The 26,491-nt window shown below is 40.2% G+C and carries 27 protein-coding genes and 3 tRNA genes; 14 read left to right on the forward strand and 16 right to left on the reverse strand.

The genetic code is table 11. The features are described 5' to 3' along the window. Positions 1 to 142: 142 nt before the first annotated feature. The 8 genes from QW284_05355 to QW284_05390 form a co-directional block, all read right to left on the reverse strand. Positions 143 to 280, reverse strand: coding sequence for a hypothetical protein (locus QW284_05355; GenBank protein MEM0339094.1), 138 nt, complete (start codon positions 278 to 280; stop codon positions 143 to 145). A 122-nt stretch (positions 281 to 402) separates the two neighbouring features. Next, entirely contained in the window at positions 403 to 1,968 is a 1,566-nt protein-coding gene (locus QW284_05360; GenBank protein ID MEM0339095.1) for a radical SAM protein, read from the reverse strand. Between the two features lie 634 nt (positions 1,969 to 2,602). Then, a tRNA-Thr gene (locus QW284_05365) sits at positions 2,603 to 2,679 on the reverse strand. Between the two features lie 44 nt (positions 2,680 to 2,723). Next, entirely contained in the window at positions 2,724 to 4,232 is a 1,509-nt protein-coding gene (gene metG, locus QW284_05370; protein MEM0339096.1) for a methionine--tRNA ligase, read from the reverse strand. A gap of 404 nt (positions 4,233 to 4,636) precedes the next feature. Continuing rightward, positions 4,637 to 4,762, reverse strand: coding sequence for a hypothetical protein (locus QW284_05375; protein ID MEM0339097.1), 126 nt, complete (start codon positions 4,760 to 4,762; stop codon positions 4,637 to 4,639). A gap of 107 nt (positions 4,763 to 4,869) precedes the next feature. Beyond that, a tRNA-Pro gene (locus QW284_05380) sits at positions 4,870 to 4,946 on the reverse strand. A 70-nt stretch (positions 4,947 to 5,016) separates the two neighbouring features. After that, a complete protein-coding gene (locus QW284_05385; protein MEM0339098.1) occupies positions 5,017 to 5,487 on the reverse strand; it encodes a hypothetical protein in 471 nt (156 codons plus the stop codon). 74 nt (positions 5,488 to 5,561) lie between these two features. Further along, positions 5,562 to 5,653 (reverse strand) — tRNA-Met (locus QW284_05390). Between the two features lie 188 nt (positions 5,654 to 5,841). Between QW284_05390 and QW284_05395 the strand changes: the two genes are divergently transcribed. The 3 genes from QW284_05395 (at position 5,842) to QW284_05405 (ending at position 8,634) form a co-directional block, all read left to right on the forward strand. Beyond that, positions 5,842 to 6,231 carry a hypothetical protein gene (locus tag QW284_05395; protein MEM0339099.1) on the forward strand — a complete coding sequence of 130 codons (390 nt, stop codon included), beginning with the start codon at positions 5,842 to 5,844 and terminating at the stop codon, positions 6,229 to 6,231. 64 nt (positions 6,232 to 6,295) lie between these two features. Then, positions 6,296 to 7,720 carry a glycosyltransferase 87 family protein gene (locus tag QW284_05400; protein ID MEM0339100.1) on the forward strand — a complete coding sequence of 475 codons (1,425 nt, stop codon included), beginning with the start codon at positions 6,296 to 6,298 and terminating at the stop codon, positions 7,718 to 7,720. Next, complete coding sequence (locus QW284_05405; protein MEM0339101.1) at positions 7,714 to 8,634, forward strand: Gfo/Idh/MocA family oxidoreductase; 921 nt, start codon at positions 7,714 to 7,716, stop codon at positions 8,632 to 8,634. The genes QW284_05400 and QW284_05405 overlap by 7 nt, the downstream gene beginning before the upstream one ends. Before the next feature lie 23 nt (positions 8,635 to 8,657). Here the strand turns inward: QW284_05405 and QW284_05410 are convergent, their stop codons facing one another. Continuing rightward, entirely contained in the window at positions 8,658 to 9,002 is a 345-nt protein-coding gene (locus QW284_05410; protein MEM0339102.1) for a hypothetical protein, read from the reverse strand. Positions 9,003 to 9,395: 393 nt separating this feature from the next. Between QW284_05410 and QW284_05415 the strand changes: the two genes are divergently transcribed. Next, positions 9,396 to 10,202, forward strand: a complete 807-nt coding sequence (locus tag QW284_05415; GenBank protein MEM0339103.1) for a GTPase — start codon at positions 9,396 to 9,398, stop codon at positions 10,200 to 10,202. On the opposite strand, the gene QW284_05420 is transcribed toward QW284_05415, so the two are convergent. Both QW284_05420 and QW284_05425 read right to left on the reverse strand, forming a co-directional pair. Beyond that, a complete protein-coding gene (locus tag QW284_05420) occupies positions 10,164 to 11,198 on the reverse strand; it encodes a hypothetical protein (protein MEM0339104.1) in 1,035 nt (344 codons plus the stop codon). The two genes, QW284_05415 and QW284_05420, sit on opposite strands and share 39 nt — an antisense overlap. A 52-nt stretch (positions 11,199 to 11,250) precedes the next feature. After that, positions 11,251 to 11,589, reverse strand: a complete 339-nt coding sequence (locus tag QW284_05425; protein ID MEM0339105.1) for a hypothetical protein — start codon at positions 11,587 to 11,589, stop codon at positions 11,251 to 11,253. Between the two features lie 101 nt (positions 11,590 to 11,690). Here QW284_05425 and QW284_05430 point away from each other — a divergent pair, with 101 nt between their 5' ends. From QW284_05430 to QW284_05440, 3 genes are read left to right on the forward strand one after another with little or no spacing between them, the layout of a single operon-like run. Further along, positions 11,691 to 13,973 (forward strand): hypothetical protein, encoded by a 2,283-nt coding sequence (locus QW284_05430; protein ID MEM0339106.1) that lies wholly within the window; start codon positions 11,691 to 11,693, stop codon positions 13,971 to 13,973. Continuing rightward, positions 13,955 to 14,581, forward strand: a complete 627-nt coding sequence (locus tag QW284_05435; GenBank protein MEM0339107.1) for a hypothetical protein — start codon at positions 13,955 to 13,957, stop codon at positions 14,579 to 14,581. Before QW284_05430 ends, QW284_05435 begins: the two co-directional genes overlap by 19 nt. Positions 14,582 to 14,624: 43 nt before the next feature. Continuing rightward, positions 14,625 to 15,683, forward strand: a complete 1,059-nt coding sequence (locus QW284_05440; GenBank protein MEM0339108.1) for a DUF87 domain-containing protein — start codon at positions 14,625 to 14,627, stop codon at positions 15,681 to 15,683. 6 nt (positions 15,684 to 15,689) lie between these two features. Here the strand turns inward: QW284_05440 and QW284_05445 are convergent, their stop codons facing one another. After that, on the reverse strand, positions 15,690 to 16,361 hold the full coding sequence (locus QW284_05445) for a 50S ribosomal protein L15e (GenBank protein MEM0339109.1): 672 nt from the start codon (positions 16,359 to 16,361) through the stop codon (positions 15,690 to 15,692). A gap of 90 nt (positions 16,362 to 16,451) precedes the next feature. Here QW284_05445 and QW284_05450 point away from each other — a divergent pair, with 90 nt between their 5' ends. Genes QW284_05450 through QW284_05465 form a run of 4 tightly spaced genes read left to right on the forward strand, consistent with a single transcriptional unit; the run spans position 16,452 to position 19,257 of the window. Next, the gene (locus QW284_05450; GenBank protein MEM0339110.1) at positions 16,452 to 17,672 is read left to right on the forward strand and encodes a redox-regulated ATPase YchF; all 1,221 of its coding nucleotides are present in this window, start codon (positions 16,452 to 16,454) and stop codon (positions 17,670 to 17,672) included. 9 nt (positions 17,673 to 17,681) lie between these two features. Then, positions 17,682 to 18,155 (forward strand): RNA-binding domain-containing protein, encoded by a 474-nt coding sequence (locus QW284_05455; GenBank protein MEM0339111.1) that lies wholly within the window; start codon positions 17,682 to 17,684, stop codon positions 18,153 to 18,155. Continuing rightward, positions 18,139 to 18,804 carry a hypothetical protein gene (locus QW284_05460; GenBank protein ID MEM0339112.1) on the forward strand — a complete coding sequence of 222 codons (666 nt, stop codon included), beginning with the start codon at positions 18,139 to 18,141 and terminating at the stop codon, positions 18,802 to 18,804. The genes QW284_05455 and QW284_05460 overlap by 17 nt, the downstream gene beginning before the upstream one ends. Positions 18,805 to 18,813: 9 nt before the next feature. Further along, positions 18,814 to 19,257 (forward strand): Rpp14/Pop5 family protein, encoded by a 444-nt coding sequence (locus tag QW284_05465; GenBank protein ID MEM0339113.1) that lies wholly within the window; start codon positions 18,814 to 18,816, stop codon positions 19,255 to 19,257. A 10-nt stretch (positions 19,258 to 19,267) separates the two neighbouring features. On the opposite strand, the gene QW284_05470 is transcribed toward QW284_05465, so the two are convergent. Then, positions 19,268 to 19,582: a PadR family transcriptional regulator gene (locus QW284_05470; GenBank protein ID MEM0339114.1), complete on the reverse strand. Its 315-nt coding sequence runs from the start codon at positions 19,580 to 19,582 to the stop codon at positions 19,268 to 19,270. 110 nt (positions 19,583 to 19,692) lie between these two features. Between QW284_05470 and QW284_05475 the strand changes: the two genes are divergently transcribed. After that, a complete protein-coding gene (locus tag QW284_05475; protein MEM0339115.1) occupies positions 19,693 to 20,820 on the forward strand; it encodes an inositol-3-phosphate synthase in 1,128 nt (375 codons plus the stop codon). 5 nt (positions 20,821 to 20,825) lie between these two features. Here QW284_05475 and QW284_05480 read toward each other — a convergent pair whose 3' ends face one another. The 3 genes from QW284_05480 to pyrH all read right to left on the reverse strand — a co-directional run bounded on the left by QW284_05480 (position 20,826) and on the right by pyrH (position 22,945). Next, a complete protein-coding gene (locus QW284_05480) occupies positions 20,826 to 20,957 on the reverse strand; it encodes a hypothetical protein (protein MEM0339116.1) in 132 nt (43 codons plus the stop codon). 17 nt (positions 20,958 to 20,974) lie between these two features. Beyond that, positions 20,975 to 22,138 (reverse strand): tRNA (guanine(6)-N2)-methyltransferase, encoded by a 1,164-nt coding sequence (gene trm14 / locus QW284_05485; GenBank protein ID MEM0339117.1) that lies wholly within the window; start codon positions 22,136 to 22,138, stop codon positions 20,975 to 20,977. A gap of 120 nt (positions 22,139 to 22,258) precedes the next feature. Then, on the reverse strand, positions 22,259 to 22,945 hold the full coding sequence (pyrH, locus tag QW284_05490) for a UMP kinase (protein MEM0339118.1): 687 nt from the start codon (positions 22,943 to 22,945) through the stop codon (positions 22,259 to 22,261). Positions 22,946 to 23,990: 1,045 nt separating this feature from the next. Here pyrH and QW284_05495 point away from each other — a divergent pair. After that, entirely contained in the window at positions 23,991 to 25,409 is a 1,419-nt protein-coding gene (locus QW284_05495) for an ATPase domain-containing protein (GenBank protein ID MEM0339119.1), read from the forward strand. A 5-nt stretch (positions 25,410 to 25,414) separates the two neighbouring features. Further along, positions 25,415 to 26,491, forward strand: a 1,077-nt coding sequence (locus tag QW284_05500; GenBank protein MEM0339120.1) for a glycoside hydrolase family 5 protein, incomplete at its 3' end; no start/stop codon positions are given.

The raw sequence follows: 26,491 nt of genomic DNA on the forward strand, positions 1-26,491 counted from the left end.
AGCGCTGTTGTACTCTTATGAGTAGATTCAAAAACAAAGTTTATGTTGTAACAGGTGGAGTAAGGGGTGTAGGAGTAGCTATAGCTTATAAGCTTAGGATATAAGAGCGCGATGTCGCTATATTTGATACGGTGGTATAAACTTAATCAGCCTCTAAAGGCGATTTAATTGCTCTTATACATCCACCTGCTGTTTCGCTTGTTAAATTCGATATAAGGGTTTTAGCTATGGCACCCAGCTGAATTGATACCTCAGCTTGATAGATACTTCTAACGATCAAAACAACTCCTTTACCTTTAGACTAGGCATTAACATCTTACAAGTAGAGTAAGAAGACTAGAGGATGGCATCTCTAGTAGCGTTTTAACATCCGATTAAGTATCGTGGCACGATAACCTTGATTTAAATGCTTATCCTATATCGATCTTCTTTCAAAGCTTTAAAATGATCTATTATAGCGTCTAGTGAATTTCTTTGCAATCTTCTAAGACCTATGACTGAAGCTACATAAAGTAACGCTCCTAGCACTTGTCTTACGCCAAAGGGTGCTTTTGCTACAAGGTGTTTTGATAAAGATTTGATCTTTTTGATGGCATCATATACTGCTAGGGCTATGAGCTCCAAATTTCTTGTACTAACTATTTTATGTGTTCCTGCCATATCCCTTGCTTTTCTTAGACTTCCAGAGGGTATGAATGGCAATGGGAATACAAAGACATTGTAATGCTCTAGCCTCTCTACAAGTCTCATATTCATTTCTATATCCTCTTCAGTCTCTTGCGGAAGATTCACTATTATTGTTGCACATATCCACCAGCCCGAGTCGTTTAATAGATTAACAGCTTCTTCCACTATCTTCGGCCACTCCTCATAATTGAAAGGCTTTGGCTTACCAGGAGCAATAATTTTTATTATTCTTGGGCTGCCACTCTCTATACCCATCTGAATTATTGCTGGGTTTCTGTCACTAAGCCCCAGCATACCACCAACAGTCTTCACTAATTTAGGGTTTGACAAGGCTGTTGATGCTGTTACAAAATCTATTGAAATGCTATCTATTTCCGGTATCTTTGTAATAGTGTTTAACAGGTTTAGAACCTTGTCCTCATTTGGCAATAGAGATGTTGAGCCATACCTTAGAAAATCCTCTGAATGTAGCGTTATGTTTCTTTCGCCTCCTTCAATGTTAACAGCTATCTCTTTAAGTATTTTGTCCATCGGTATTGACCTAAACATTAGTAGTGTAGGGTTGCAAAATAAACACCCCCTTCCACACCCTCTCGTAACCTCTACAAGACCTCTAGAAGGAGTTTTTATAACAGGTATCTTGTCTACAGGTACTGGTGGACCCTTCACATAGCCTGGAATTTCCCCACCTTCCAGAGCTACTCTAAAAATTTTTGGCGCGACAAGCTCTCCCTCGCCCTCAACAATACAATCTATGCCAAGCCTATGCTGGAGCCCACTATCAATTATCTCCCAAACACCTTGGCCTCCAACAATAACCTTTATTCTATTCCTATACTTCTTCACAGCATCACTATTAAATATCTTCATAGTTGCCCAAGACATATAAGATTGCAAACGAGTTTCAACCCCCATCAAACTTAAAACAACACGCAGTAGCGCTGTCCCATAGTTTATGCCCAAGGGATCTAGAACTCCGATGCCCAAAACCCTTGTCTCAGGCCCTATAGCCTCATCCAACCTCCTAGGATCGACAATAGCCACATCACTTCTCGAAAAACCATTATCAATCAGAGAAGCCTCGATCTTACACAAACCATATTGACTTGTCCTCATCCTGCCATGTTCCCCACTTAAAGTAGGAAAAATTATGTTTCCTAGGAAACTAGGAAAAACATCCATTGGCAACCCTGATGAAAAACCTAGGTATGTATGGTGGTATGTGCTCACAAGAGATTCATCGCCAGTGAGAACAATTTTAAAACCCTTGAACATGCTCATAGAAACCACCGTTAAATTGGGAAAGAATAAATAACTGAATCATTTTAAACATATTCTTCAACACCCTATTAAACTTAACAAGAAAATTATTCATACAGTAATATATGTAAAAACAGCCTTTGTGAAGAAAAACACACCTTCAACATTTATGTTGAACACTTTTTCTCAATATTCTTCAGTCATAAATAGAGGCAATTTGAAGAGGTATGTTCTAGGAGAACATCTATGCTACAAACCTTTCAACTGCTCGAGAAACACCTTTGTTCTAAGCCTCAATAACACTATCCACATTGTATTCGATGCGCACCCAACACAAAATCCTCCATGTACTTGAATATCTACTACAAAACATCTAAAACATAAAAGTTTGGTGTAAAAGCATTTCCCCTCCCACAGTACTTCTAGTTACTTTTCAATAGTTTTAATTCTGTGAGAGTGCTGGCCCTTGGTGTGGGTTGAAGCTGGTGAACCCACACCTCATGGGGCCTTGTCGAGCCCAACGCCACGGACCCCATCTGCGGATTGAACCTCATCGCATTGCATCTCATCGCTAGCAGAAAAATAAAAGTATTTAAATCTATCGTTAAATCTGCAACAGCCTTTGAGGCTTAGTCGTTGAATAAAGTGAGTTCCTTGGAGCCGCCGGCGGGATTTGAACCCGCGGCCACCGGCTTACGAGGCCGGCGCTCTACCGGGCTGAGCTACGGCGGCCCAAACACTATCTATTTTGGTGTGGTTTAAATTGTTTGCTTATATTAGCTAGTTGCCAGTTTTTTGAATGGTATGGGAGATTCCTTTACTTTGTATTCGCTTATATAACCTACTTTGAACTGGTCTGAACCCTTTTCTATGGCAATGTTCAGAGAATTCATGATGTTTTGCGTTATGTTTGGCATTACTGGGTGTAGAAGTAATGTAGCTAGTCTTATAGACTCTAGTGCTGTGTATATCGTTGGCTGTGGATTCTCTTGTTTCCAAGGCTCTTTTCTGTTTAGATAAGCGTTTGTTTCATGTGCTATGTCAAGGGCTGTTTTTACTGCTTCTGCTATATCTATCTTGTTGTAATGTTCTATCGCTTTTTGAACAAATTCTTCAATCTTTTTAGCATGTTCATGGTCTATGTCAATCCTTACAACACCACCAAATAGTTTTATGGCTAGACTTGTAACTCTCCTAACGAGGTTGCCGTAGTTATTGACTAGATCCCCATTGTATATCGAGTCATATATCTCCCAAGAAACTTCAGAATCCTTCTCGTAGTTAGCTATTCTAGCTATTATAAATCTAACTGCATCTGAGCTTCCATACCTTTTAATCATATCATCAATAGATGTTACATTACCTGTAGACTTGCCCATCTTCACTCCTTTAACAGTTAGAAAACCGTGAACGACAAGCTTCTTTGACGGTGGTAAATCTAGCATTGATAATAGTGAAAACCACACCGCTGTGTGAAACCATAGAATGTCTTTGCCTATAAACTGTATGGAGTTTTTCCATAGAGCCTCGAAACGCTTCTCATCTTTACCAAAACCTGCTCCTGTTAGGTAGTTGAGGAGAGCATCTATCCATACATAAACTGTGAATCGATTGTCAAATGGCAGAATTATACCCCAGCTAACCCTCTCCTTAGGTCTTGAAATCGATAAATCTTGTAAACCCTCTAACTCAATCTTGGATGCAACCTCTTCTGCATATTGCCTTGGGTATACAACCTCCCCTTCCCTCAATATCTTCAACACCTTATCTCTAAATTGCGATAACCTCAAGAAGTACGTTTCTTCTTCAACAAATTCTAAAGGTTTTCTATGTATAGGACAATAAGGAGTGTTGTTCTCAATAACATATTCTTTCTCACTATAGTATCTCTCACAAGCAGTACAATACCAACCCTTGTACACACCACGATATATATATCCCTTCTCATTTAGCAAACGCAGCACATTACTTACAAGAGATTCGTGATCCCCATCAGTTGTTCTAATGAATCTACTGAAACCTATGTTTAGTTTACTCCAATATTCTTTGAAAACAGCCGACATCTCATCAACAAAAGCTTTTGGTGATACTCCTCTCTTCTCAGCTTCTCTCTGCAACTTAGCCCCATGCTCATCAGTTCCCGTTAAAAAGAAAACATCGTAGCCTAGTAGACCATACCATCTACTAGTAATATCTGCCAACACAGTTGTGTATGCATGTCCTAAATGAGGCTTATCATTAGGATAATATATTGGTGTAGTAATATAAATATGCTTAGAGCTCAAAAAAACCACCCATCAACTTTAGCGTGAAAGACTAAACAAAATAAAAGCTATAGAGAAAATAAGGTGTTGGAGCAAACTTTAATTCAGTATTTTGGTGAAAGCGCATAAGACCTAATATTGACTTACTAGACATGCCATAGCTTCTACAGCAAATGTTTTGGATGTGAACATAGCTTCGAGAAGCTGAGGAAGGTATACTCAAGAAAGTTAGACTAGCATTTACAGCGATATATGTATCTTGCATCTAATCTGCTAGCTACCCTATCCACAGGTTTAATCCAGAGGCTCTTACACCTTGCCAACTGTTAACTGTTTTCCTCACTACTTCCAGCCCTTCAACACTCAATCTATCTACACACAGATCTGTCGAAGTAAAGAAACTCTGAAAATACATGTCGACTACATCAAGGAATACCATACATCAGAGATACTGGTGCATGGTATGCGTACAGATTAGAGAATATAGTTGTAGCTAAGCCTAGAATTGCAAATCTGGATCCAAACAATGCTGAAATCAAGTTCAGGTACATATACAACTTCACCCGAAGCTACATCGAAACACCTTTTAGTGCTCATGATTGATATGCCAAATCAGCTGACATCAACTAGAATTATGGGGTCAACGTATGAATTTATTTGGTGGGGCCGCGGGGATTTGAACCCCGGACCACGGGGGCCCAAGCCCCGCATTCTACCAAGCTAAACTACGGCCCCTATTACCTTTTCAATAGTCTAAGGGTTTTAAACTGTTGTGTTTAAATGGGTTATTTATTTGCCTTAGATGTTATGCTGCAGTATTTACTTCCTGTATTTTTATAATATTTATTGCTGCGTCTTTTTCTATTGGTTCATAGCTTGTCGATTCTATAGAAGTTGCTATTGATGCATATACTGCATTTAATGCTATTTCAATTGCATCCTTCGCTGATTCGACCTCAATTTGTGTTCCAATAACTATCTTAAATATTTTTTGTGCTACCATCTTTGCCTCTTCATAATCATATCTTCTATAGCTCACTATCAGTAACTTTAATAAATCGATTAGCTGTTCTTTTTCGAAATCTGTTAACATGGTTAAGGTTCTTACATAATTTGCGAAAGATGATAGTGTTGAATATCTTATTTTTACACCTAAAAACGATGATATTTCATATAATGCTTGTAGTGCTTCTGGAGCGCATTCATCTTCTTTTTCATCGCCTATTGCATAAATGCATATTTCTATATCATCTAATCTAAAAATTGGGTAAGGCAATACAAATACACCAAAGATATTATCATCTGGGTAACATATTTATTAGGTTGGAACCCAATATTAGAATTGATTAGTGCCGCCGGCGGGACTTGAACCCGCGACCACCGGATCTCCCAACCCGCCTAGCATATGAGTCCGGCGCTCTACCGGGCTGAGCTACGGCGGCCCAAGATAGTTTATTTGTTAAGACTTTATAAGCCTTAGACACATATCGCTACAAATTAACTGTTCCTCAGCCCTTCTAAGCATCATCATATTTACTCAGCAAGGCCACCACACTCATCACACTATATAAGGTTTTGCAACAAACCTAATTTAGGCGTATCTTAAAACAGAGTTTTCTTGGCGAAAAACTTGAAAGATTGTAGCAAAGACCTCATCAGCATTGCTAAGAGCTCGGGAGCTCCATTTACTATCGAGGTTGTGAAGTCAATTGCTAGAATATGTAATGAAGATCCTTATGAGCTTTGGTACGAGATCTTGGGTAAGGCTATTGTAATGAATGCTACACCAACTACTACGGTCTCTACAAGCGAAAAGAAGATTGCTGAAGGTCCTTGCTGGCGTTGTGAAGCATGTGGCAAGACATTTAGCGATGCAAGGCATCTCGTTAATCATATAACATATTTCGTTAGGCAGAGAGACAAGGCTCATATAGAGCTCTATCAAAAGATTAAGAAACTTGAAAGTGAAAAAGGTAAAACATTTACAGAAATAGCCTTAGAGATCCTCAAGTGCCCATAGGACAGCGCCTAAAACTATTTAAATACTTTGTCAAATCCTTTTTGCTAAGGCTCAGGTTGGTTTTATGTATGATATCTACAAAGAATTTTCATATTATGGGGAAAGATGCTACAAGGAGTTTCCTAGTCTATATAATAAGCATAGAATATATGTAGTAGCCTTGGTAATAGCACTTCTAGTAGCTTCTCTAGTTATTGGCTGGAACTATTACGATATAATGTGGTGGGTCTCCTGGTACAGAATTGTGGAGAAATATGGATTTCAATCAATATTCTCCATATATAAATTGTGCGGAACGCCTTCATGCAAAGCTCCCTATCCGCCTATAGCTGTGATAACATTTATTTTTGTCTATGCTTTAGCAATGCTAGCACCATATCAAGCCAGGTACATGATATTAAAGCTTGTGCTAGTCGTCATACCAGCTTACATAATATTCAGGATTATTAAGAGGCATAGAGGACTTGAAATAGCTATGTTATGGTTACTGAGCTTACCATTTCTTCAAATTCTATTCGCACTCCAATTCGATGTTCTTCTAGCTCTCTTCATACTTCTTTCAACTCTTTATACATGGAGCGGAAAATATCGCAAAGCCGCAGTATCAACAGCTATAGCAACACTAATAAAACCAATAGCTGCTGTTGTAGCGCCACTGCATATGATCTTCATATATAAGAAGAACGGGGCAAAAAAAGCACTTGAATACGCTATCATAGCGATAGTAACCGGAATTGCTATCATAGCGCCATTTGTGTTTGCATCTGGTAAGAGCTTTATAGAGAATGTTGTGAGCTTTCATGCATCGAGGCCCCCACAAGATGCTTCGCCATGGGCCATAGCAACATTTGTACTAGAATCCAACATCAATGTGTATAATAATTTCCTAGACAATTTTTGGATGATACCATTTCTAATAGCCTATTTATCAACGGTTTTAGGGCTCTTCATAGTCTTGAGACAAAAGCCTTATGTTTCGCTAAGATTCTTAGCCATATCAACCTCAATATTACTTCTACTGATTATCACATTTGGCAAGATTGGAAACACCAACTATATAGTTTGGATTGTACCTACATCGATAATGGCATTTGAGTGCCCATATCTAAAGAAATTCTATGTCGTAACATCCTTAATAGTATTACTAGTCTCTATACCGATGACTGGTATACTTCTTTACCTAGCCCCCGCTGTAAGCGATAAACCAACATTTATGGCCGAGGATATCGATTATTGGGATGCACGCACACTATTTATGCAGTCAATTAATTACTATATTATCTATGCTATTAGCATAGCTCAGCAATACTCCCTATCACCTATTATGATAATTGTCCCAAGCGATGTTCTAGACTCCATTGCATATATCGCATTATTGATTGACTTTAGGAAGGTTCTTCTTGTATCGCTTGTAATAGTTGCACAAGTGCTTTTAATGCTACTGCTGATCATGCACTTTAGATCTTTGTATGGTGAGACATTATGCTAAGAGTTGGTGTAATAGGTGTTGGTAGATGGGGTAAAAATCATGTAAGGATACTGAAAGAGCTGGAGAAAGAAGGTAAAGTGAAGCTAGAAGCTGTATGTGATGTTAGAGATGATACCGTGACAAACATTAGAAACGAATTTAGAGTACCAATAGCGAAAACAGACTATAGAGAGATTCTTCGGCATGTAGATGCCGTAGTTATTTCAACATCCATAGATTCTTTATCTAAGGTCGCAGAAGATGTTTTAACTGAGGGTGTGCATGCCCTCATAGAGAAGCCTGTTGCAATGAACTCGAATGATGCTATAAAACTTTGGAGAATAGCCCAATCAAATAACGTTATAGCAGCTCCTGGCATGATAATGCGGTTTGACAACACAGTTAACAAGCTTAAGGAGCTCTTGAAAAGCGAAAATGTAGCCTACATAGTATTTAAAAGACTATCTAAAAGACCCCCCAATATGCTTTCCTACCCTATACTATTGGATCTTGGTATACATGATATAGATCTATGCAGGTATTTGACTGACAGTGAAATAAGTGAGGTTATTAAAGCACAAAAAATCAAGTTGATGCATGATGAGATTTTATTTGCATCTTTAAAAACCACGCGCAATATCTATTGCATTATACATATAGATGGTGTCTCCTCTCGTAAAATTCGTGAGATTGATGTTATAACAGAAAGACCTTTCATAAGAGCTGATACCATTAAGAATCAAATTCTTTATTACAACCCATTGAACATAGGTGAGGAAGAAAGGATAATTCAAGTGGAGTATTACGAGCCATTAAGAAGAGAACTGGAATGGTTTGTAAATACTGTAAAGCAGAAACCAGCTAATTATAGTCCGAGTCTATATGATGCCGTGGAAAATCTTAGAGTAATTGAAGCCATAGTAGCAAAAGCCTAAAGTCTTTTAGCGAAACTGCTCAATTATTCTGTCTCAACCCACATGTAGCCACAGTTAGAGCACTTAAACGTCTTAATTATGGAGTCAGAGCTCTCAGCAGAAGAAACTTGTTTTCTCCAATAATAAACACCTCTTCTACCGCAGTGAGGACATGAAATAGACTCGTCAAATACTGCCATAGGCGGAACATCTAACATTACTCCCTCTCTCCTCTCAATATATTTTGTGAATACAGTAGTCTTTTTCATGCTCAAAGGAAGGCCACCTTCCAAAACCTTTTTATAACCACATTTAACACAGATAAGCATTGAAATACCCTCTACATTCTTTACAACCATAACAGTGCCACATTTCGGACAGAAATACATTTTAATCACTAAAACAACATCTTTCAGTAAGAATTCTGGCTTAACTAGGATATATGTTTAATTATTACAAATTTGATTAATAAACAAATTAATATCATAATAATACAAACTTTGTGTAACCATCAATATTGTAATCACATTATAGCACAACATTATTCTACATTAAATACTTATCAGCAATTTCTGAAGCACATTAATGGAAGCATTAGACACTAGAAACGAATTTCATTTAACCTAATTCATTGATAAAACTCAGCACTCAAGACCCCTATCATCTTGTCAACCCCGCTAAATGCTCATCATCCTTTGTTCAAGAGTTTTATTCTCAACAAAACATTAAGATTATATTAATTAATGTATTTAATATAGCAGTAAATATAGGTTTGGGCTACCATGCGACTTTTGAGAAATTCTGAGATAGATGCCATTGTATCTAGATCTGATATTGTTATAGAGATTGTTGAGGCTAGAAATCCTTTAGAGACTAAAAGCAGGATTATAGAAAGTGTAGCTAGGAAAAAAGAGAGAAGGTATATTCTGGTTTTGAATAAATGTGATCTTGTGCCAAGATATGTTTGTGGAGAGTGGATTGACTATTTCAGAGAGCTTGGAATTAGCGCACTTTGCACATCGTCCATCAAAAGAATTGGCATAAAAGAACTGAAGCACATGCTCATAAATTTTGCTGGAAATAAAAAAACAATTAATGTATCCGTATTTGGCTTGCCTAAGGTTGGCAAGTCATCTCTAATAAATGCTTTAAAGGGTAAGGACTCGGCGCTAACAAGTCCATATCCAGGATCCTGGGGGTATACAAAAGGTATAACCTTATACAAGATTCTGCCAGGCATATACCTAATTGATACCCCTGGTTTTGTCCCACCAGATGCAAAAGGATTCGAGGTGTTGATAAGAAGTAGGCCTATAGACCTCATACCAAATCCCATAGCGATAGCAAAAGAGATTATAACCAAGATAATGTACTTTAACCCCATTTCTATTGAAATAGTATATGGATTGGCAACGACAGATTATTTGAAGCTACTAGAGCATATAGCTATTAAAAGAGGGTGGTTCTACAAAACAACAAAAGAACCGAATATTGATGAAGCTGCAAAGACCGTGATAAGAGATTATCTGAACGGTAAGCTCACGTTCTATTTACATCCCCCTACAAGAGACTTTATCGACTCTCGCTAAAATCCTTCTATAGTATCTTTCATCCAATTGAAACTCCCTCATAAGCCTTTTCACCACATCTTCCAAAGCCTCATCTCTTTTACATATTTTTGAGGCTTCATAAACCACTCTATAAATCTTGTCATCAATCCCCATAGCATCTATAATAGCGTCCTCTATGGTTTTGTTGGCAAATCTAACACTCAAGATTATCTCTATAATCTTGTTTATTTCTTTTGGAACACCTACAACGCTACCCTTATACGCTATCGACTTCCTCTCGGCATCCAATTCTCCTATTACACTTGCTCCATACGTGGCAAATGGTCTTGGAAACATGTCGTCTACGAGTAGCCCAATCAAAAATACATCGCTGTTCATCACATCATCTTCGGTAAGCTTGTCAGGTGCGTATGGATCTAAGACTATGGCTTTACGGCTTTTTAGAAGATCGTGCGGAAACTCGTTAAGCACTTTGATAGCATTTTTAAATGAGTTTAGCAATACCATTATCTCGTGGGGAGGGAAAATAAGTAGAACATTCAAATCAGTCAAGTACTGCCTGATAATGTTTACAGACATTAGCAACTGCTTCAAAGCTTTCTTCTTCTCATATTCGTGGTGAAGTTCCCAAAAAAGTGCATCAAATAATATGATGGGTCTTCTTGGATAAATCTCAACAAATCTGTTCAAAAAATAATCTGTGATGTCATCGCCATGACAATAGCTCTTAGCGTCTTTTACAACAAGGCTAAAAAAATGTGAGCTCCTTGATGTTCTAGCTATTGTTATACCTTTGTAGAAACCTATAACTCTGCCTGCATTGCTTTCTCTACACAGTTTCGCTTTACCAATAATTATGTTATTTGCTATTTCATTTAAAATTTCATAGCTGTGCACCCTTCTGCCACGATGTTTTTCAATTATTTTTCTATATGTCAACAAGTCTATAGCTAATCCATCAGCTTCAAGGCTATTAACAATCTGTGCAACCACATCGGCTACAATTTGTGTCATTAGCGTGTCATATAACTTAATTCAAAACTCAGACTAAAAATCCTTCTTTGTTCTAAGCTGTAGCTACATTTGCTTCTACAGAATTGCTTGCTAGTGCGCTACCCTCTGTATTTATCACTTGACCTGCGTCTGAGCCAGACTCGACTGTGAAGGTAAAGCTCTTGTTACTTAAAAGAATGTCTAGAAGTTTTTTCCCTGTTTCAGAAAGCCTATAGATTTTATAGTTGCCTCTGATGTAAACAACCTCAACTATGTTTAGAGCCTCTAAGATATGGAATGATGCTAAGACCTCGTATCTAGGTAAACCAGTTGCAGCTATTACATCACTTGGTGATGCTATTCTATCTTTTAATGCGTTTAGTATCGTCAACAGCTTTTCCCGGGGGGTCAAAAACAATTCACCGATATCCTCATTATTTCGCAAAGGGTATTATAAGGAGGCAGACTAATCGTAATGTACATTACTTTAACCCCTCCTATTAATAGGGATCTATGAAACATATTGCCATTATAGAACTTGGCGAATCTGTTATAACCAGGTCGTGCAGGCTCACATTGTACTCTCATAAATGGAATTTGGTTAGGGTATTTGATCAAAACTTAGTTTCACATCCACATATTGTATTTTATTCTGATCTTCTACTCTTTTCAAATGCACCATTTATATGCAGATATGGTGATAAAGCTAGGGTGTATAGCATTGTACTGGACAAAAAGAGTGAAGGCTTTCAACTAGACTTGAAAGAATATAGCAGAATCCTGACATACACAGAAGATAGCAGCATCTTATTGTCACCCAGGGGAAACATGGCTAAGATTCTTCAATTTCGAAACAATGGAACAGTAAATGAATATGACGTTGAAAAACCCTATTACATCTTGCCACAAGGGGATCACAGTTATGTTGTAAAGAACCGAGATATTCTTGCTGTCGCCAAGAATCCTACAACAATGGACGAGATAACACAATGCAAAAATGTATTCTATCAAGATTCCAGCAATTACAAGGTATTACAATGTGTGTCAGATGATGAAAATATTTTCATAGTTAGCGATGGATTGTATGGGTATTCTATTCAGTATAAAAAGAGTGGATTCATCATAGAAAGCGCTAACATGGGTTTAAACACCATAGTGTTTAACTCTCCGAGGATGTCACTACTAGTTCATGTTTCTAAAAAAGAGGAAAACATCTATGAAACTCCCTTTAAATTAGATGATGCACTATTCATTGACGATGATGCTTGTCTTGGGAGAATCAACAATAAACTTGTTCTGTATAACCCTAACAGAGATTCGCTAAGAATTCTAGCAAGAGTCGATAGAAGAGCCAACATATACAATGATGTTTTACATGGCTACATAGCTCTAAAAAATGATAGTGGAATAGAGCTAATCGACATAAACAACAATTCGCTGATCTCTATAAAAGCATCTGCAAAAGACATTGTATTAATAGATTCCAATCTGATTTTACTAAACAAGAACAGAATCATTGTATACAGCATAGAGACAACTGACAAAAAGATCCGCTTAGAGAAACTTCGCGATAGCCCAACAACCCTTGTACACTGCATCGCTACTGATTCTAATAACATTTTATGTATAGATGTATTGGGCAGACTCATTAAATTGAATGTGAGATACCTTCTCAATTCTAGGCCAAAAATTCGTGAACTCCGTAGCGGCAAAGACGTTGCAGTAATGCTAAGGCCTTTTTCGCCTGGCTATCCTATAAAATTTTGGCCAGGAGGTAATCTACACTTTGAATTAAGGCATCTTGATGCATACTCTACGATAGTATTAATCAAGGATGGTTTAAAAGATAAAACAATTCTCACGACAACAGCAAATGGAATTGTGGATTCCCTGGAAAAAACCCTAAAAATCAGCAGAGAGAAACATGAAGTAGACACCCAGAAAGCCTTGATTTTTGACCTTGTAACAGTCTTAAATGGTATCCCACTTGTCTGTAATGAGGACTTGCGTAAAAGTCTCATGGAATGCCTCAAAAAATTGTTGCCTCAGGAAAACCATAAAAATACGATGTTAACATGCTTTGCTGATGCCACCAGAACAGAGGATTCTTTAAAGCATTACCAGATGGTGTTTATCAATAAAGCTAGATACATCACTATTAATCCTAAGATAGAGGCTGAAACAAATTCCTTGTGTCTAACCAACCTTCAAATACCCAATTTAAAGGATATTAATATTGGCATAGAGATTCTATGCGATGACAAGCTGTATGATGTTAGTAACAGCTGTATAAGGATAGACAAATGTAACTACATTAAGGTGTTCGTTTATGCCAAGCCAGCAAAAGATAACTGTATCATTGAGGTGCCGATACGCTATGAAGTCAAGGTCTATACCAAATTCTACGACGGTTCAACTACCATGATGCAACACGGACTTGGATATAGCTTGCTAATTCCTGTGAAATGCTACAACATCAAATCTTCAAACATAGTATACAAGGGTAATCTAATGCTAAAAGTAATGACCAAAAACAAGTGCAGAGATATTGCATTGACGATAATTCTATCCGATAAGCACGTGGTAATCCCCCCAGAAACTGAAAGGGTTGTGGAAACCCCGCTCAATATAGATGATGTTCTCAGAGGTTATAAGGAGCTTGCAATAATTGAGCCCTCCGGCCCCAAATTGATTCTGTTCCCCATAGAGCTTAGTTCTCTGCTTAGTCTTGCCCACAAAACCGCTTTAAAAGTTTCTGCTTTAACTGGGCTGAGAAGATGGGTGGAAAAACCTTAGCAAGTTTCTTCGATCGGATAAAGCTTTTAGAAAATGCTATCGAGACTCTCTATACACTTCCAAGACTATTCTCCAAGAGAATCCACGGAAGGGATTTTAAATGCGAAGAGATTAGAAGAGGAGTTTATAGATGTTATAGCCGTTCAGAGACAAAATTAGTTGCATTGTATAATGTAGAAGATTCCCTTGTCAGGATAGAGGAGATGGAGTACATCGATTTCCTCACCCACCTAAAGAGATATATCAGCACCTTGGCACCTCCAGGCTGCTCACTAGTAACAATATCTAGTGTGGTCCCCTTGAATCCTGATAGCTACTTGTCGAAGATAAACAGCAAACTTCAGATGAAGCTTGTTGAGTTGGAGAGTGACAAAACGAATACCAGGCTCAGAAACTTGATCGAGAGACTCATTGAAATTAGAAAACGCGTTCTTAGTGGAGTGATGCCCATAGAGACTTCAATTCTTGCAGCAGTCATATGTAGAGACACTAAAGCACATGAAGACATGCTTATGAACATACCTCGAATAAGCAAGCAGATCCTAGGTATTTCACTAAAGGGCGTTAGAGACCTTGAGAGAATTAGTCAAATAATCAATTTTCGTTGAGGGCAAACATAAAACAACTTTACTAGATTCATTCGCTTATATAATGCCTCTTACCTTATCGCCGTCACAAACCACGGACTACAAAAATAGCAATAGTGATGTATATGTAGGTGTGGATCTAGTTTTCGGTAAGAGAGTGTCTTGGAATGTTGAGGCGTCTCCATCGCAACATATATTAGTTGTTGGTCCAACAGGTTCAGGAAAAAGCGTTGCTGTTTCAGTACTGGCATCAAGACTTAGCAGAAAATTCGGTGCCCCAATAACAGTCTTTGACATTAAAAATGAATATGAGGATTACATGAAGCTTCTTCTAAATAGATCCTTCAATGTGTGGGACGTTGTACACAGTCCCATACCTCTATGTACTTGTAACGATGAAAGTAACGCCATCTACTATGATGTGCAATTGTTCGTAAGCACAGTGAATAGTATTTTTAAAATGCCTTCGTATACTAGAGAACAGCTATACGATGCTCTTGTGAGGCTATGCAAACAATGCAACGAGGTTACACTAGAAGAAGCTGTACCAAGTTATCTTCTTATAGATGAATATGAATCTCTTAGCACATTATTCAGTATCTTCAAGGTCTATGAATCGCCGCATAATGTATTAAACATGCTCTTGGAAAGAGACGTGATCATAGATCTTCACAAGATATTTCTTCTAGATAAAAAAGCCTCTGCAATAACAATACTCTATATAGTGAAGCAGATATTGAAAAAGTCTAGGGTGTTTTTTGAAAGTAGAGTCAATAGAGTAGTGGTTCTAGACGAGCTGTGGCATTTAACGCATCATGCCATTGACGAATTTATGAATGTTCTTGTAAGGTATAGCCGAGGCTTTGGAATCTCTCTTGCAATGGCGACACAAAACATTGATGATCTGAAACCATATACAGACTCCATAATAGAGAGCTGTGGAATGTTACTAGCACTCTCATCAGCTTCGCAAAGCTATTGGCTAAAACTTGCAAAATATCTCAACCTTAGTAGAAAAGGCATAGAAAATGCTATGAGATTCTCAAACCGAGGCACAGGCGTGCTAAGGATATACCCACATGAAAAACCTTTGCACGTTTATATAGATCCCTTTGATGAGTGAACCTCTCTATTTCTCTATCCCAAGTTCTTCATAGATCTCCTTAGGTGCTATAAGCCTTGCACCACGGCTTGCCTCATGCCTCTTCTTGAGCTCTCTCTCCTTCTGCTTCTTCTTCCACTTGTACTTGTGTGTTCCCCTAAGACCTCTAACAGCCAGCAACCCTCTCATCTTTCTGCCAGCAGAGGTCTTGCCCCTGAAGACCCTGCCACGCTGACTTGGATTCGCTATCCAGTTTATGTCGGGGTCACTTAGTATCGCTGGGTGGTGTGGGTCTACAAGAATCACTTCATAGTATTTGTATAAACCATCTTCGCCAACATAGTAGCTATTGAGAACCTCTAGATTCCTATACTTTCTAGCTGCCCTCTCCTCTGCTATAAGTTGCAGATTCTTTCTAGGCGAATGGCCATATATGCCCATTCTCTTTGGTCTCCTACCAGAGTTTGGACGCGGTTTTCTTAGACCACCTTTTCTAACTCTAACCCTAACTACGACGAATCCTGGCTTAGCTTTATATCCAAGTCTTCTGGCTCTGTCTATCCTAGTAGGCTTCTCAACCCTTACTATCGATGGCTGTCTCCTCCACTCGATTAGCCTCATCTTCATTAGCTGCCCATGTTCACCTTCGTATGGTTTTTTCCATGCAAGAGCCATGTAACGATACATCGATTGTGCCACTAAAGCCACCCTTTTTCTCTACAGCTTTTACACTGTCTATCGATAACTAGTTTTAAGCAGTAATGAAAATTAGTGCCATGGGAAGGTTTTATGCCTATACCAAAAATCTATATAGGGCTACTGGGAAAGACAAATGTCGGCAAATCAACGTTCTTCTCCGCAGCCACACTTGTCCCCACAAAGATTGAGAACAGACCTTTTGTGACCTTAGAGCCCAATACAGCAATCGCATATGTTAGAAGAACTTGTGTCCACAAAGAGCTTGGCCTCTCAAAATGCAGTCCAGTATCTTCTCTGTGCATCAATGGCGAGAGGTTTATCCCTATAATTCTAGTTGATTTGCCTGGCCTGGTTAAAGATGCTCACAAGGGCAGAGGGCTTGGAAACAAGTTCCTCGATGCAATCAGACAGGCAGACGCCCTTATACACGTTATTGATGTGTCTGGCTCTACAGATGAGGATGGAAGGCCTGTGAAGCCTGGGTATAGAGATCCCATAGAGGATGTCATAGAAATTGAGAGGGAATATGATGAGTGGATGTATGGAATAATATCCAAGGACTGGCCACGACTGGCAAGAGCATTGGACACCATGAATCAGAGCCAAGTGATCGACACCTTGGCCCAGAGGCTCTCTGGACTATCTATAACAAGGACTCATGTAGCTAAAGCCCTTGCTGCCACGGGTTTAGAGAACTCCAAGCCATCGTCTTGGAGAGAAGAAGAGCTTAGAATGTTTATGAAGACTCTTAGAGAGATTGCCAAACCCATTATTATCGCTGCAAACAAAATCGATGTTCCAGAGGCTAGAGAACTCTACAAAAACCTTGTCAAAAGATTGCCAAACAGGATAATAGTGCCTGTTACAGCACTTGGAGAGCTAATGCTTAGAAGATTTGCTGAAAAAGGCTATGTCGAGTACCTTCCAGGAGACCCAGACTTTGTGATAAAGGATAGGTCTGCTTTCACACAACAGCAACTGAAGGGCTTAGAACTTTTGAGGGAGATAATGAAAGAGATTGGCGGTACCGGGGTTCAGAAAGCATTGAATAGCGTGGTTTTCGACGGCCTCAACAAAATTGTTGTCTATCCAGTCGAGGATGAGAATAGGTATACTGATAGCAAGGGAAATGTTCTCCCAGATGCATACCTAGTTACCAAGGGCTCTAAAGCCATAGACCTTGCATACCTAGTTCACACCGACCTCGGCAAAAGATTTCTCTACGCAATAAACGCCAAAACCAAACAAAGAATAGGTAAAGACTATGAGCTTAAAGACGGGGATGTGATAAAAATTGTTGCAACTGTGTAGTGGGTATATATGCAAGAAAGCGATAAGAGAAAAGCCCTGTTAACAGAAATCACATTGACAACGCTGTGCCACGCTACCGAGGATTGCAACAAGGTTAAACAAGCATTGCTTAACCTCGTCCCACAGGATATAGCATCCTCAGCACAGCTACTTGCAGACACCATGAAGGGATTCTACGGCAACATCATCACAAGATTTGAGCTCAGAGCCCACGGCAATGATGCGCAAAAGGTTTTGGAGCATCTTGCAAAGCTTCTAAGCGAAAGCGATAGGAGATATATTATAAGCTCCCTTGAGATCAGATACGATAGGAAATCGAACAAAGTGTTTATTAGAATAGATAAGCAGAGCGCCTATCTCAAAACGCCATTTGTTTCCGAAGGCGACGACATCGTAAAAATCGTTTTGTCGTTTTCCATGCTAAGATCCTTGGATAGTGTTAGAGAGGTTCTAGAGGAGATATTCTTTGGCCCAAAGAAGTAAGGCAAACATGCTTGTATTGTTTGATTCGTGCGAAGACATTAAAAAGTACATTGATTCCGATGCCAATGCTGGGTTGATTGGCTTGGAAGAAAAGTTCTTTGAAAAATGCAGAGACATGCTTCCATTAATAGACGAAAACAATGTTGTTTTAGTGCCGAGGAGCTTGAAGCCTGTAAGCAGAAAATCTATTCCACATGAGTCTAGCATAGGAGGGGCTATAACATCTTACATACCATTTGATACACAGTCAGCCCGCACACTAGCAAAAATTCGAAGACCTAGCATCATCCTAATCACGCCCGGCACCTTGAAATATGTAGACGAGGCTCAGATAAACTTTATGAGGCAATCACATGAGCGAAAATTTCTAGAGGTTGCACTAGGGCATTTCGTAAAGATGCTTGGAGAGAATGGAAAGGGGTATGCACAGGTGGAGAGGGCGTTTAGAATCCTTGGAGATGTTATTGAGAGGGCTCTGAAATACGATGTTGGTGTTGTTGTTTCTGGTGCTGTAGAGCCTTATCCCAAAACGCTTTTCACTAGCCACCTCGACTTAATACTTTTTTCGATTGGCTTTTCAAAAAGAGAGAGGCGGATGGTGCTAGAGGTCTACCCCTTTGAGATGCTGAAAACAATGTTTGGTGGCTAAGCATTGGAGGTGCTACTCCTCATAGCCATTGCGCTGTCTTTGGCGTCGCTAGTCACATCCATTGTCTGTGCATATAAGGTTAGGAAATATGTTTCAACGCTTCTAGACGAGCTTTCCCTATCGTTGCTCACAAGGAGAAAGAGTAGGAGGGTGAAGAGATATGTTCTGCTAAAGTTTGTGTGCAGCGATAAAACAGATTTGAAGAGTTTTGTAAACGGGCTTGAAAAGATTGTGGCAAGGTTTCTTGGAGAACTAGACAAAATCGACTGTGGCATAACTGTTGCATCTGTTTCAACAGCTTCTAGAAGAGCCATCATAAGGGTTACTGGAGACTATAGATGTGTGAAAAGAGTCTTGGTAGCGCTGTCCATTCAGCACATATTATTTGACAGCTGTATAGTCGTTCCTCTGAGAACCTCGGGTCTACTATCAAGGCTAAGAAAAATGCTCTAACATCCTAATGCTAGGACCTCAGAATTGTTACTATACTCTCCAAGAACTTTACAGCCTCCTCAAACTCCTCCCTGCCCCTCTGAGACAACCTGTATAGAGTCTCACCACCAGATTTTACAGTCTCTAGAAGCCCCTCTCTAGCCATTCTATAAACAACACTGTATATAGTTATAGTCGATGCCTTTATCCCCATATCATTCCTCAATATTTTCACAATGTCGTAGCCCCTCAAAGGCTCTCTATTCATCAGCGCCTTTGCGACGTATATCCACAGCGTTTCCACAGTCAGCTTCCTCTTCAACCTCCTCACAGCTTTTGACTCCATAGAGTCTTGCACCTGTTTTTCAAGAGCCGGTCGCTTGTACGAGATCTATAATTAAGGTTTATATATCTCTCTGTTTATATATCTCTGCAGAAATATTTGCGGCGAGAAATATGGTTAGAGTTGGAATTGTTGGCGTTGGAAACATTGCAGCAATGTTTATCCAGGCAGTAGAGTATTATAGGAGACATGAGAAAGAAGATGGGCTGATACACCGCATAATCAGAAATTACAGAGTATATGATATCAGATTCGCATACGCTATCGACGTCTCCAAAAACAAGGTTGGCAAAGACCTCTCCGAAGCCATATTCGCCAAGCCAAACCAGGTTCCAAAGTACATCGATGTGCCTAGAACAGGCGTTGTTGTCAGAATGGGTAGGGTTCTAGACGGTGTTGCAGAGCACATGAGAGAGGATTTTGAGCCCGCCAACGAGCCCGAGCCAAGCCTCCACGAAATTGCAAAAGAGCTCGAGGAAAACAACGTCGATGTTCTCGTGAATCTTCTTCCAGTTGGAAGTGCACAGGCATCTAGATTCTATGCAGAGGCAGCGGCAAAAGCTGGTGTAGCATTTGTTAACTGTATTCCCGAGTTCATAGCCAGCGACCCAGCATACAGCAAAATGTTTGAGGAGAACAACACCCTCGTTCTAGGCGATGACATAAAGGGGCAACTAGGCTCAACAATAGTTCACAGAGCCCTTGCAAGCCTAGTCGCTATGAGGGGCGGAGAAATCGTCGAATCCTACCAGCTCAACGTCGGTGGAAACACAGACTTCAAGAACATGCTCGATCATAGCAGGCTCCACAGCAAGAAGATAAGCAAGACAATGGCTGTCGCATCCACGCAGCCAGACCCTGAGAAAATATTGGAAAATCTCTTTGCAGGTCCAAGCGGCTACATACCATTCCTCGGAAACACCAAGGTCGCATACATATACATGAAGGTGCTCGGCTTCATGGGGCTCCCAATAACAATAGATTTGAAGCTAACAGTAGACGACAAGGCAATGGCCTCTGCAATCCTAGCAGATGTTGTTAGACTGGCAAAGGCGTTAAGAGACAAGGGTGTTAAGGGAAGCCCGGACTGGGCATCAGCATTCTACTTCAAGTACCCGCCAAAACAGGCTAAAAGCGATGAGGAGGCTCTACTCAACCTCTATCTAAAGCTCGAAGAGCTTGGAATAGACATAGAGCCTAAGAGACTCTACCTGTGGAACTATCTAAAACAAAAGCAATAGGCTTATTACACCACCAAGCCTTTTCCACTTTCTGCAACAACTAGAAGAGATGATGATGCCGCTCCAAACAGTTTGCTAGACACAATATGAAGACCCCGCGACGAACTGATCAAACCACCGCCTAGAGGATATCGCAATGCTATTACCTGTTGCTTCAATTGTGTGAGAAGTCTATGCTATAGACAATCGATGGAAGTGTGCCGTGTATCACCCTAAGCCTCTCTATACGGGCATCGTCAAACCCTGCCAAAACCCTCTCCGCCACCTTGGTTGCCGATGTTATGAATACGATCTTTCTAAAGCTGTTCTCCCTCAGAACAGCAATAGCTTTTCTATATAGCTTCTCAAGACCACCCGGCTTCATCCTATAGCCATATGGAGGGTTGAACACAGCTATATCCATTTCAACTCCAAACTCGTGCTCCAAACCCCTAATCTTCGGTGTGATCTCTACCATATCCCCAGCTATGAATATTGTAGAGTCGTCTACACCAGCATTCTTCGCATTTATTACAGCGCCCTCCACAAACCTCGGATTTATGTCCACCCCTATGTGTATCCTCTCCCACTCAACCAAGCTCTTCATACACAGCTTATCTATTTCGTCTACCACCTGTGGGAAAAGCCTGTCCAGCATGCCGAGGTCTATACTCCTCCTCGCTATACATGGGATCTCCACACCCTTACTAGCTAAAGCAGCTTCAATAGCCACTGTTCCCCCACCGCACATAGGGTCGTACAGCCCATCCCCAGGTCTCCAACCTGCTATTCTAAGCATTGCAGATGCTATTGTACTTTTTAACGCTGCTGGATGGCTGAAAACCCTATACCTTCTTCTGTGGAGAGATTCTCTCGTAAGTGAAATGGCCACAACTAGTCTACTCCCATTGAGCTCTACATAGATCTCAACATCAGGCTCATCAAGATTCACCCTAAGCCTAACGCCCTTCGCCTGCATATAGCCATCTATCACAGCCTGCCCCGCCACCCTACCTATATCAATACTCGTAAAACTGTGTTCACCAATTCTCTCAGGCCTTATTGCAAAGGATTGGCTAGGCTCTAAAAACAATGTGAAGTCTATGCCCCTAACAATCTTGTATATCTCATCAAGTGTAGAGACGTTTTCTGCAGACTCTACGATATAATATATGTTGTTTGCAATACGAGAACGAAAAACATTCACAATGTTAGCCCTATCAACATCTATGAATACCCTGCCACTCGACTTTTCAAGTATATTAACGTTAGCAAGCTCCTTGAGCTCCTCAGCCAGAACCCCCTCAAAGCCCGTATCAGACGTAACCAAAAGCCTCAAGAGACCCACCACAGCTTGTCAGACAGCCACCGCAACCTCATCACTCGGTAGCGGTCGGGATTGACATCATCCAAAAGCTATTTGCTCCAACAAGACTAATAAATGTGTTGCCCAGCTGATCTATCTACATGAGACTATTCTTGTGCCCACAACCTCCCCCGAGAGGATCCTCTCGAAGTTCCCAGAGTCAAATCCGTTGAAAACAACAACCTCTATACAACTTCTTTTAATGACCTGCACAGCTATGGGATCCAAAAGCTCGTAGCCTCCAGCCTCAAACCTCTGGCTCATAACCTGTCCAAGCACATCTATAGATATGCTATCAAATCTCTTTGCATCTGGAAACCTCTTCGGATCTTTATCATATACTCCATCCACATCAGTTGCATAAAGCATTCTCCTAATCCCAAGCGTCTCAGCAACCACAGCTGCAACAGCAGCTGTTGACTGCCCTGGCTGAAGACCGCCAACAACAACGACTTTGCCAGTGCTCCAAGCCCTCTGCACATCCTCTATACTCCTAGGTATGGGAACATATGCGTAGTCCCCAAGCGCATATGCAAGCAAAAGCGCATTGATGCGCGCAATCTCGATTCCAATCATATCTGCTTGTGCATTATTCAGCCTCAATGCTCTTGCACATCTTATGTATGTCCTAGCCTGCTGCCCACCACCAACAACGACAGCAATCCTCCTGCCACTATCAACAGCTCTTATAATAGCTTGCACATACCTCTCGATAAGCTCTGGGCTATCTGGATTCACAATCTTTCCAGATAGCTTTAACAAGACCTTTTCTCCAGCCATATCACACACATCCACATACTTCTAGAGTTGCATACCTCTATAGGAATATAAAAGCTTTGAGATCTGGAGAAACCATTCAGATGACTATCTACATGATCTATACACCATACCATATAATCAAAGCCAATACCATTGTATCGATGATTTTCATACATATAATACAATCTCGTAATGCAACTACGAATAAATTTGTCTGTGCATTGTTCGATACACTAGTATATCGACTAGATTAGTAGCTAATACTCAAAGATCATTCAATTGCTTTACAAAAAATTCATTCAATTGAAATGACATAGCCTCTGGCCTTGGGGTCTGAAGCAAGATTTATCAAACGGGTTATAGCCCAAGACGTTAAAATATCTAAATAAGCCGAATATTATGAGAATTACTGACATAATGAAGTGTTATGATGATCAATATTGAAATATGTACACTATCTGTATTGAAATAAAGCGAACCAGTTGGTGTATAGGTAAGTCGATCAGCTAGTATACCTAGTAGCTAGTTATCCAGCTGGCTTCAGAACCATCTCAACTAGTTTGGAACACTAAACGCTTTGGGCTAACAGCGTGGTATCTAACACTTATAAATTAGCATTTTTGAGACATTTGTTTTGCAACTGGATTTGATAAGGAATTGATTGGAGCTGTTCATACAATGTTTCCAATTTTGAGATAGAGGAAAACAGCGTATATACACCTCATGCAGCATATAGACTCTATTGGGTTTCATCAGCCTATGGAGTGTCGTAAAACTGCTTAACTTTACTGGCTGAAAGTTAAGCACCACTTAACTACACCATCAACCAGTAAAGACCCTACGAAACCCACAAACATTCTTCACAGACTCTCATCAGCTTCATCAAGCTTAAGGAGAATTATGAGTCCAAGGCAGTGTCTTCAGAGTTACTTACACCTAAATCAAGCTATATACACATTTGACCGTGGACCAATTTTCATTAAAAGATATATACATTAACTTGCTAGCTTCATATATAGAATAAGAAATAGCCATGTAAGAATAATTATATTGTGGATGACTTTGTATGAACACAGGCTCGGGGCAAAGCACTGCCTTGCAGAGCTATGTTTTTGGTGATGAGGTTCTGGATCAGTTACTTGCAGGGGGTATAGAGCCAGGATCTCTAGTGCTGGTTCTCGGACATCCAGGTGCGGGGAAGTCAACTTTTGCTGCTCGTATAGTCTTCGAGAATATTATGAGATACAACATAAAAGGTGTTTATCTAGGCTTTGCTGAGACCAAGGCCAAGTTCTACTCCTATATGAAAAGATTCAACATGGATCTAGAGCTAGCAGAGAAGAAGCAACTGTTTGAATTTGTGCAAATGCTAACTATGAGTGGGAAAGACCTTCTAGACTTTACCGTTTCAACTTTAGGTCAGAAGGTTCTTGGAGAGGGATACTCAATTGCTGTTGTAGACTCGATAACACCAATACTAAATGTTATGACAACAGATGAGGCTAGAGCATTTTTGCATTCAACACTTTACAACCTGGTGTCTAATACCAACGCCCTTCTCATCTTGATTGCAGATCTCCCGTTTGCTGTAGAGACGGTTGATTTGAGGGGTCTTGAGTTCATAGCTGATGCTGTATTTGTTTTTAAGACAAGGATTGAAAAAGGATTGATACACAGGTTCATGGAGATTAGAAAGTTTAGGGGAAAACCCATTCCAATGGCCGAAATACCGTTCTCCATAGAGGATGGCAGAGGCGTGAGAATGTTGCTATCGCCAGCAATGCTACAACCGCCATACACAGCCTCTGTAACGAGCTACAGCGATGAGTGTAGCAATTTAGTTTGGAGAGGGCTTACTTCTGGAAGTTACGTAGGTGTGATAGCAACGTGCAATATTATACCACGAACATTCTGGGCACTTCTAACAAGAATTATCTATAGCTATGGGGTAAACTATGGAATTGTATCATTTAGAGACTCTCCAGAGAACATAAGGAGTATTATACGCAATATTGCTAACCTCATGAAAATACCACCAAGTCACATTTTGAACAAGGCAACATTCATTGAAAGTGTGAACCCTGTAACATACTCAACACAGCAACTAGAGACCATTCTGCGCAATTACATTGATAGCAATATCCAGATCCTTGTATTAGATGGAGCTGAATCTCTATATCTGTACTACGACCCTGTACTCGTTGATAGAATGCTCAAATCCCTATCAATGCATGTCAAATCCAGCTTGGCGATAATGTTCGAACTTGTGAATAACATATATACACAGATGCAGCCAATGCGATACGACATTATACACAAGGTTTTATGTGATCAAGAGAAGCTTCTACACAGCGTCACAAGCACAAGAGTGCCAACAACTGGTTTAAGTGCATCGAGCTACATAACAAATGTATATGATGATGTCCTAGCTAAATGCATTGAAACACTATCCTTTACCGTTCCATCAAATCCTCAAAGCGGCTGAAAATAATGCCAGATGTGTATTACGAAGTTGAAGACTCTGAGATATACATAGTTAGAAGAGAGCAAAAAGATCCTCTTGCCCTACTGGGCATAACCTGGATTGGCTTCGAGTATCGCAGCCACGTTGTAGGAGGGCTCCATATTAGAAACTGGCTTGTGATACTGCAAACGGTGAAAGATCTTGGCTTCAATGCGATAAGAATACCATTTTGCCCTGCCTCTGTCAAGCCGAGGATTTTTCCACATGCTCGCTCAATAAACTATGCCCTTAACCCAGATCTCCTAGGTTTGGACTCTCCTACAATACTTGAGAAGATAATTGCAAAAGCAGCTGAGCTTGGCCTCTATGTGCTTCTGAGCTTCCACAACATCAGCTGTGTTGTTATGGAACCTCTTTGGTACACACCCTTATTTAGTGAAGAGGATTTTATATCCACTTGGGTTTCGGTTGCAAAGAGATATGGGAGATACTGGAATGTCATAGGTGCAGAACTTTTCAATAATCCGCATGGTGTAAGCCCTAGACAGAGGTACTACACAAGAGGAGACTCAGCCACTTGGGGTATTGGCAACACCAAAACAGATTGGAACTTAGCTGCTGAGAGAGTGGGCAAAGCAATCTTGGAGGTTGCTCCCCACTGGCTGATAGTTGTCAAGGGTACTCACTACACGAATCCCAAATCAGATGATGTGGAGTACTACCCAGACTCTTTGTATTGGGGCGAGAACCTCAGAGCAGTGAAAGACTATCCAGTTAATCTACCGAGAAACAAGCTGATGTACGGGGTAAACACCTATGGCCCTGACATGTACGTCCAAGACTATTTCAACGACCCGAGCATATTTCCAGAGAAACTCCATGTCATATGGGATCAGAACTGGGGCTACGTCAAGAAGCAGCTGCGATATCCCATAATAATAACTGAATTTGGCGGCAAATGTGGCGATGGTGATCCCAGGGATGCTGTGTGGCATGAGAAATTCATTGAGTATCTGATTAAGAATGACTTTTGCCAGTGGTTCTACCTAGCGCTGAACCCCGAGCATGTTGAAACAGGCGGTCTTCTGAAAAACGATTGGAGA

It is taken from the genome of Ignisphaera sp., from assembly GCA_038735125.1.
In the GTDB taxonomy this organism is placed as follows: Archaea; Thermoproteota; Thermoprotei_A; order Sulfolobales; family Ignisphaeraceae; genus Ignisphaera.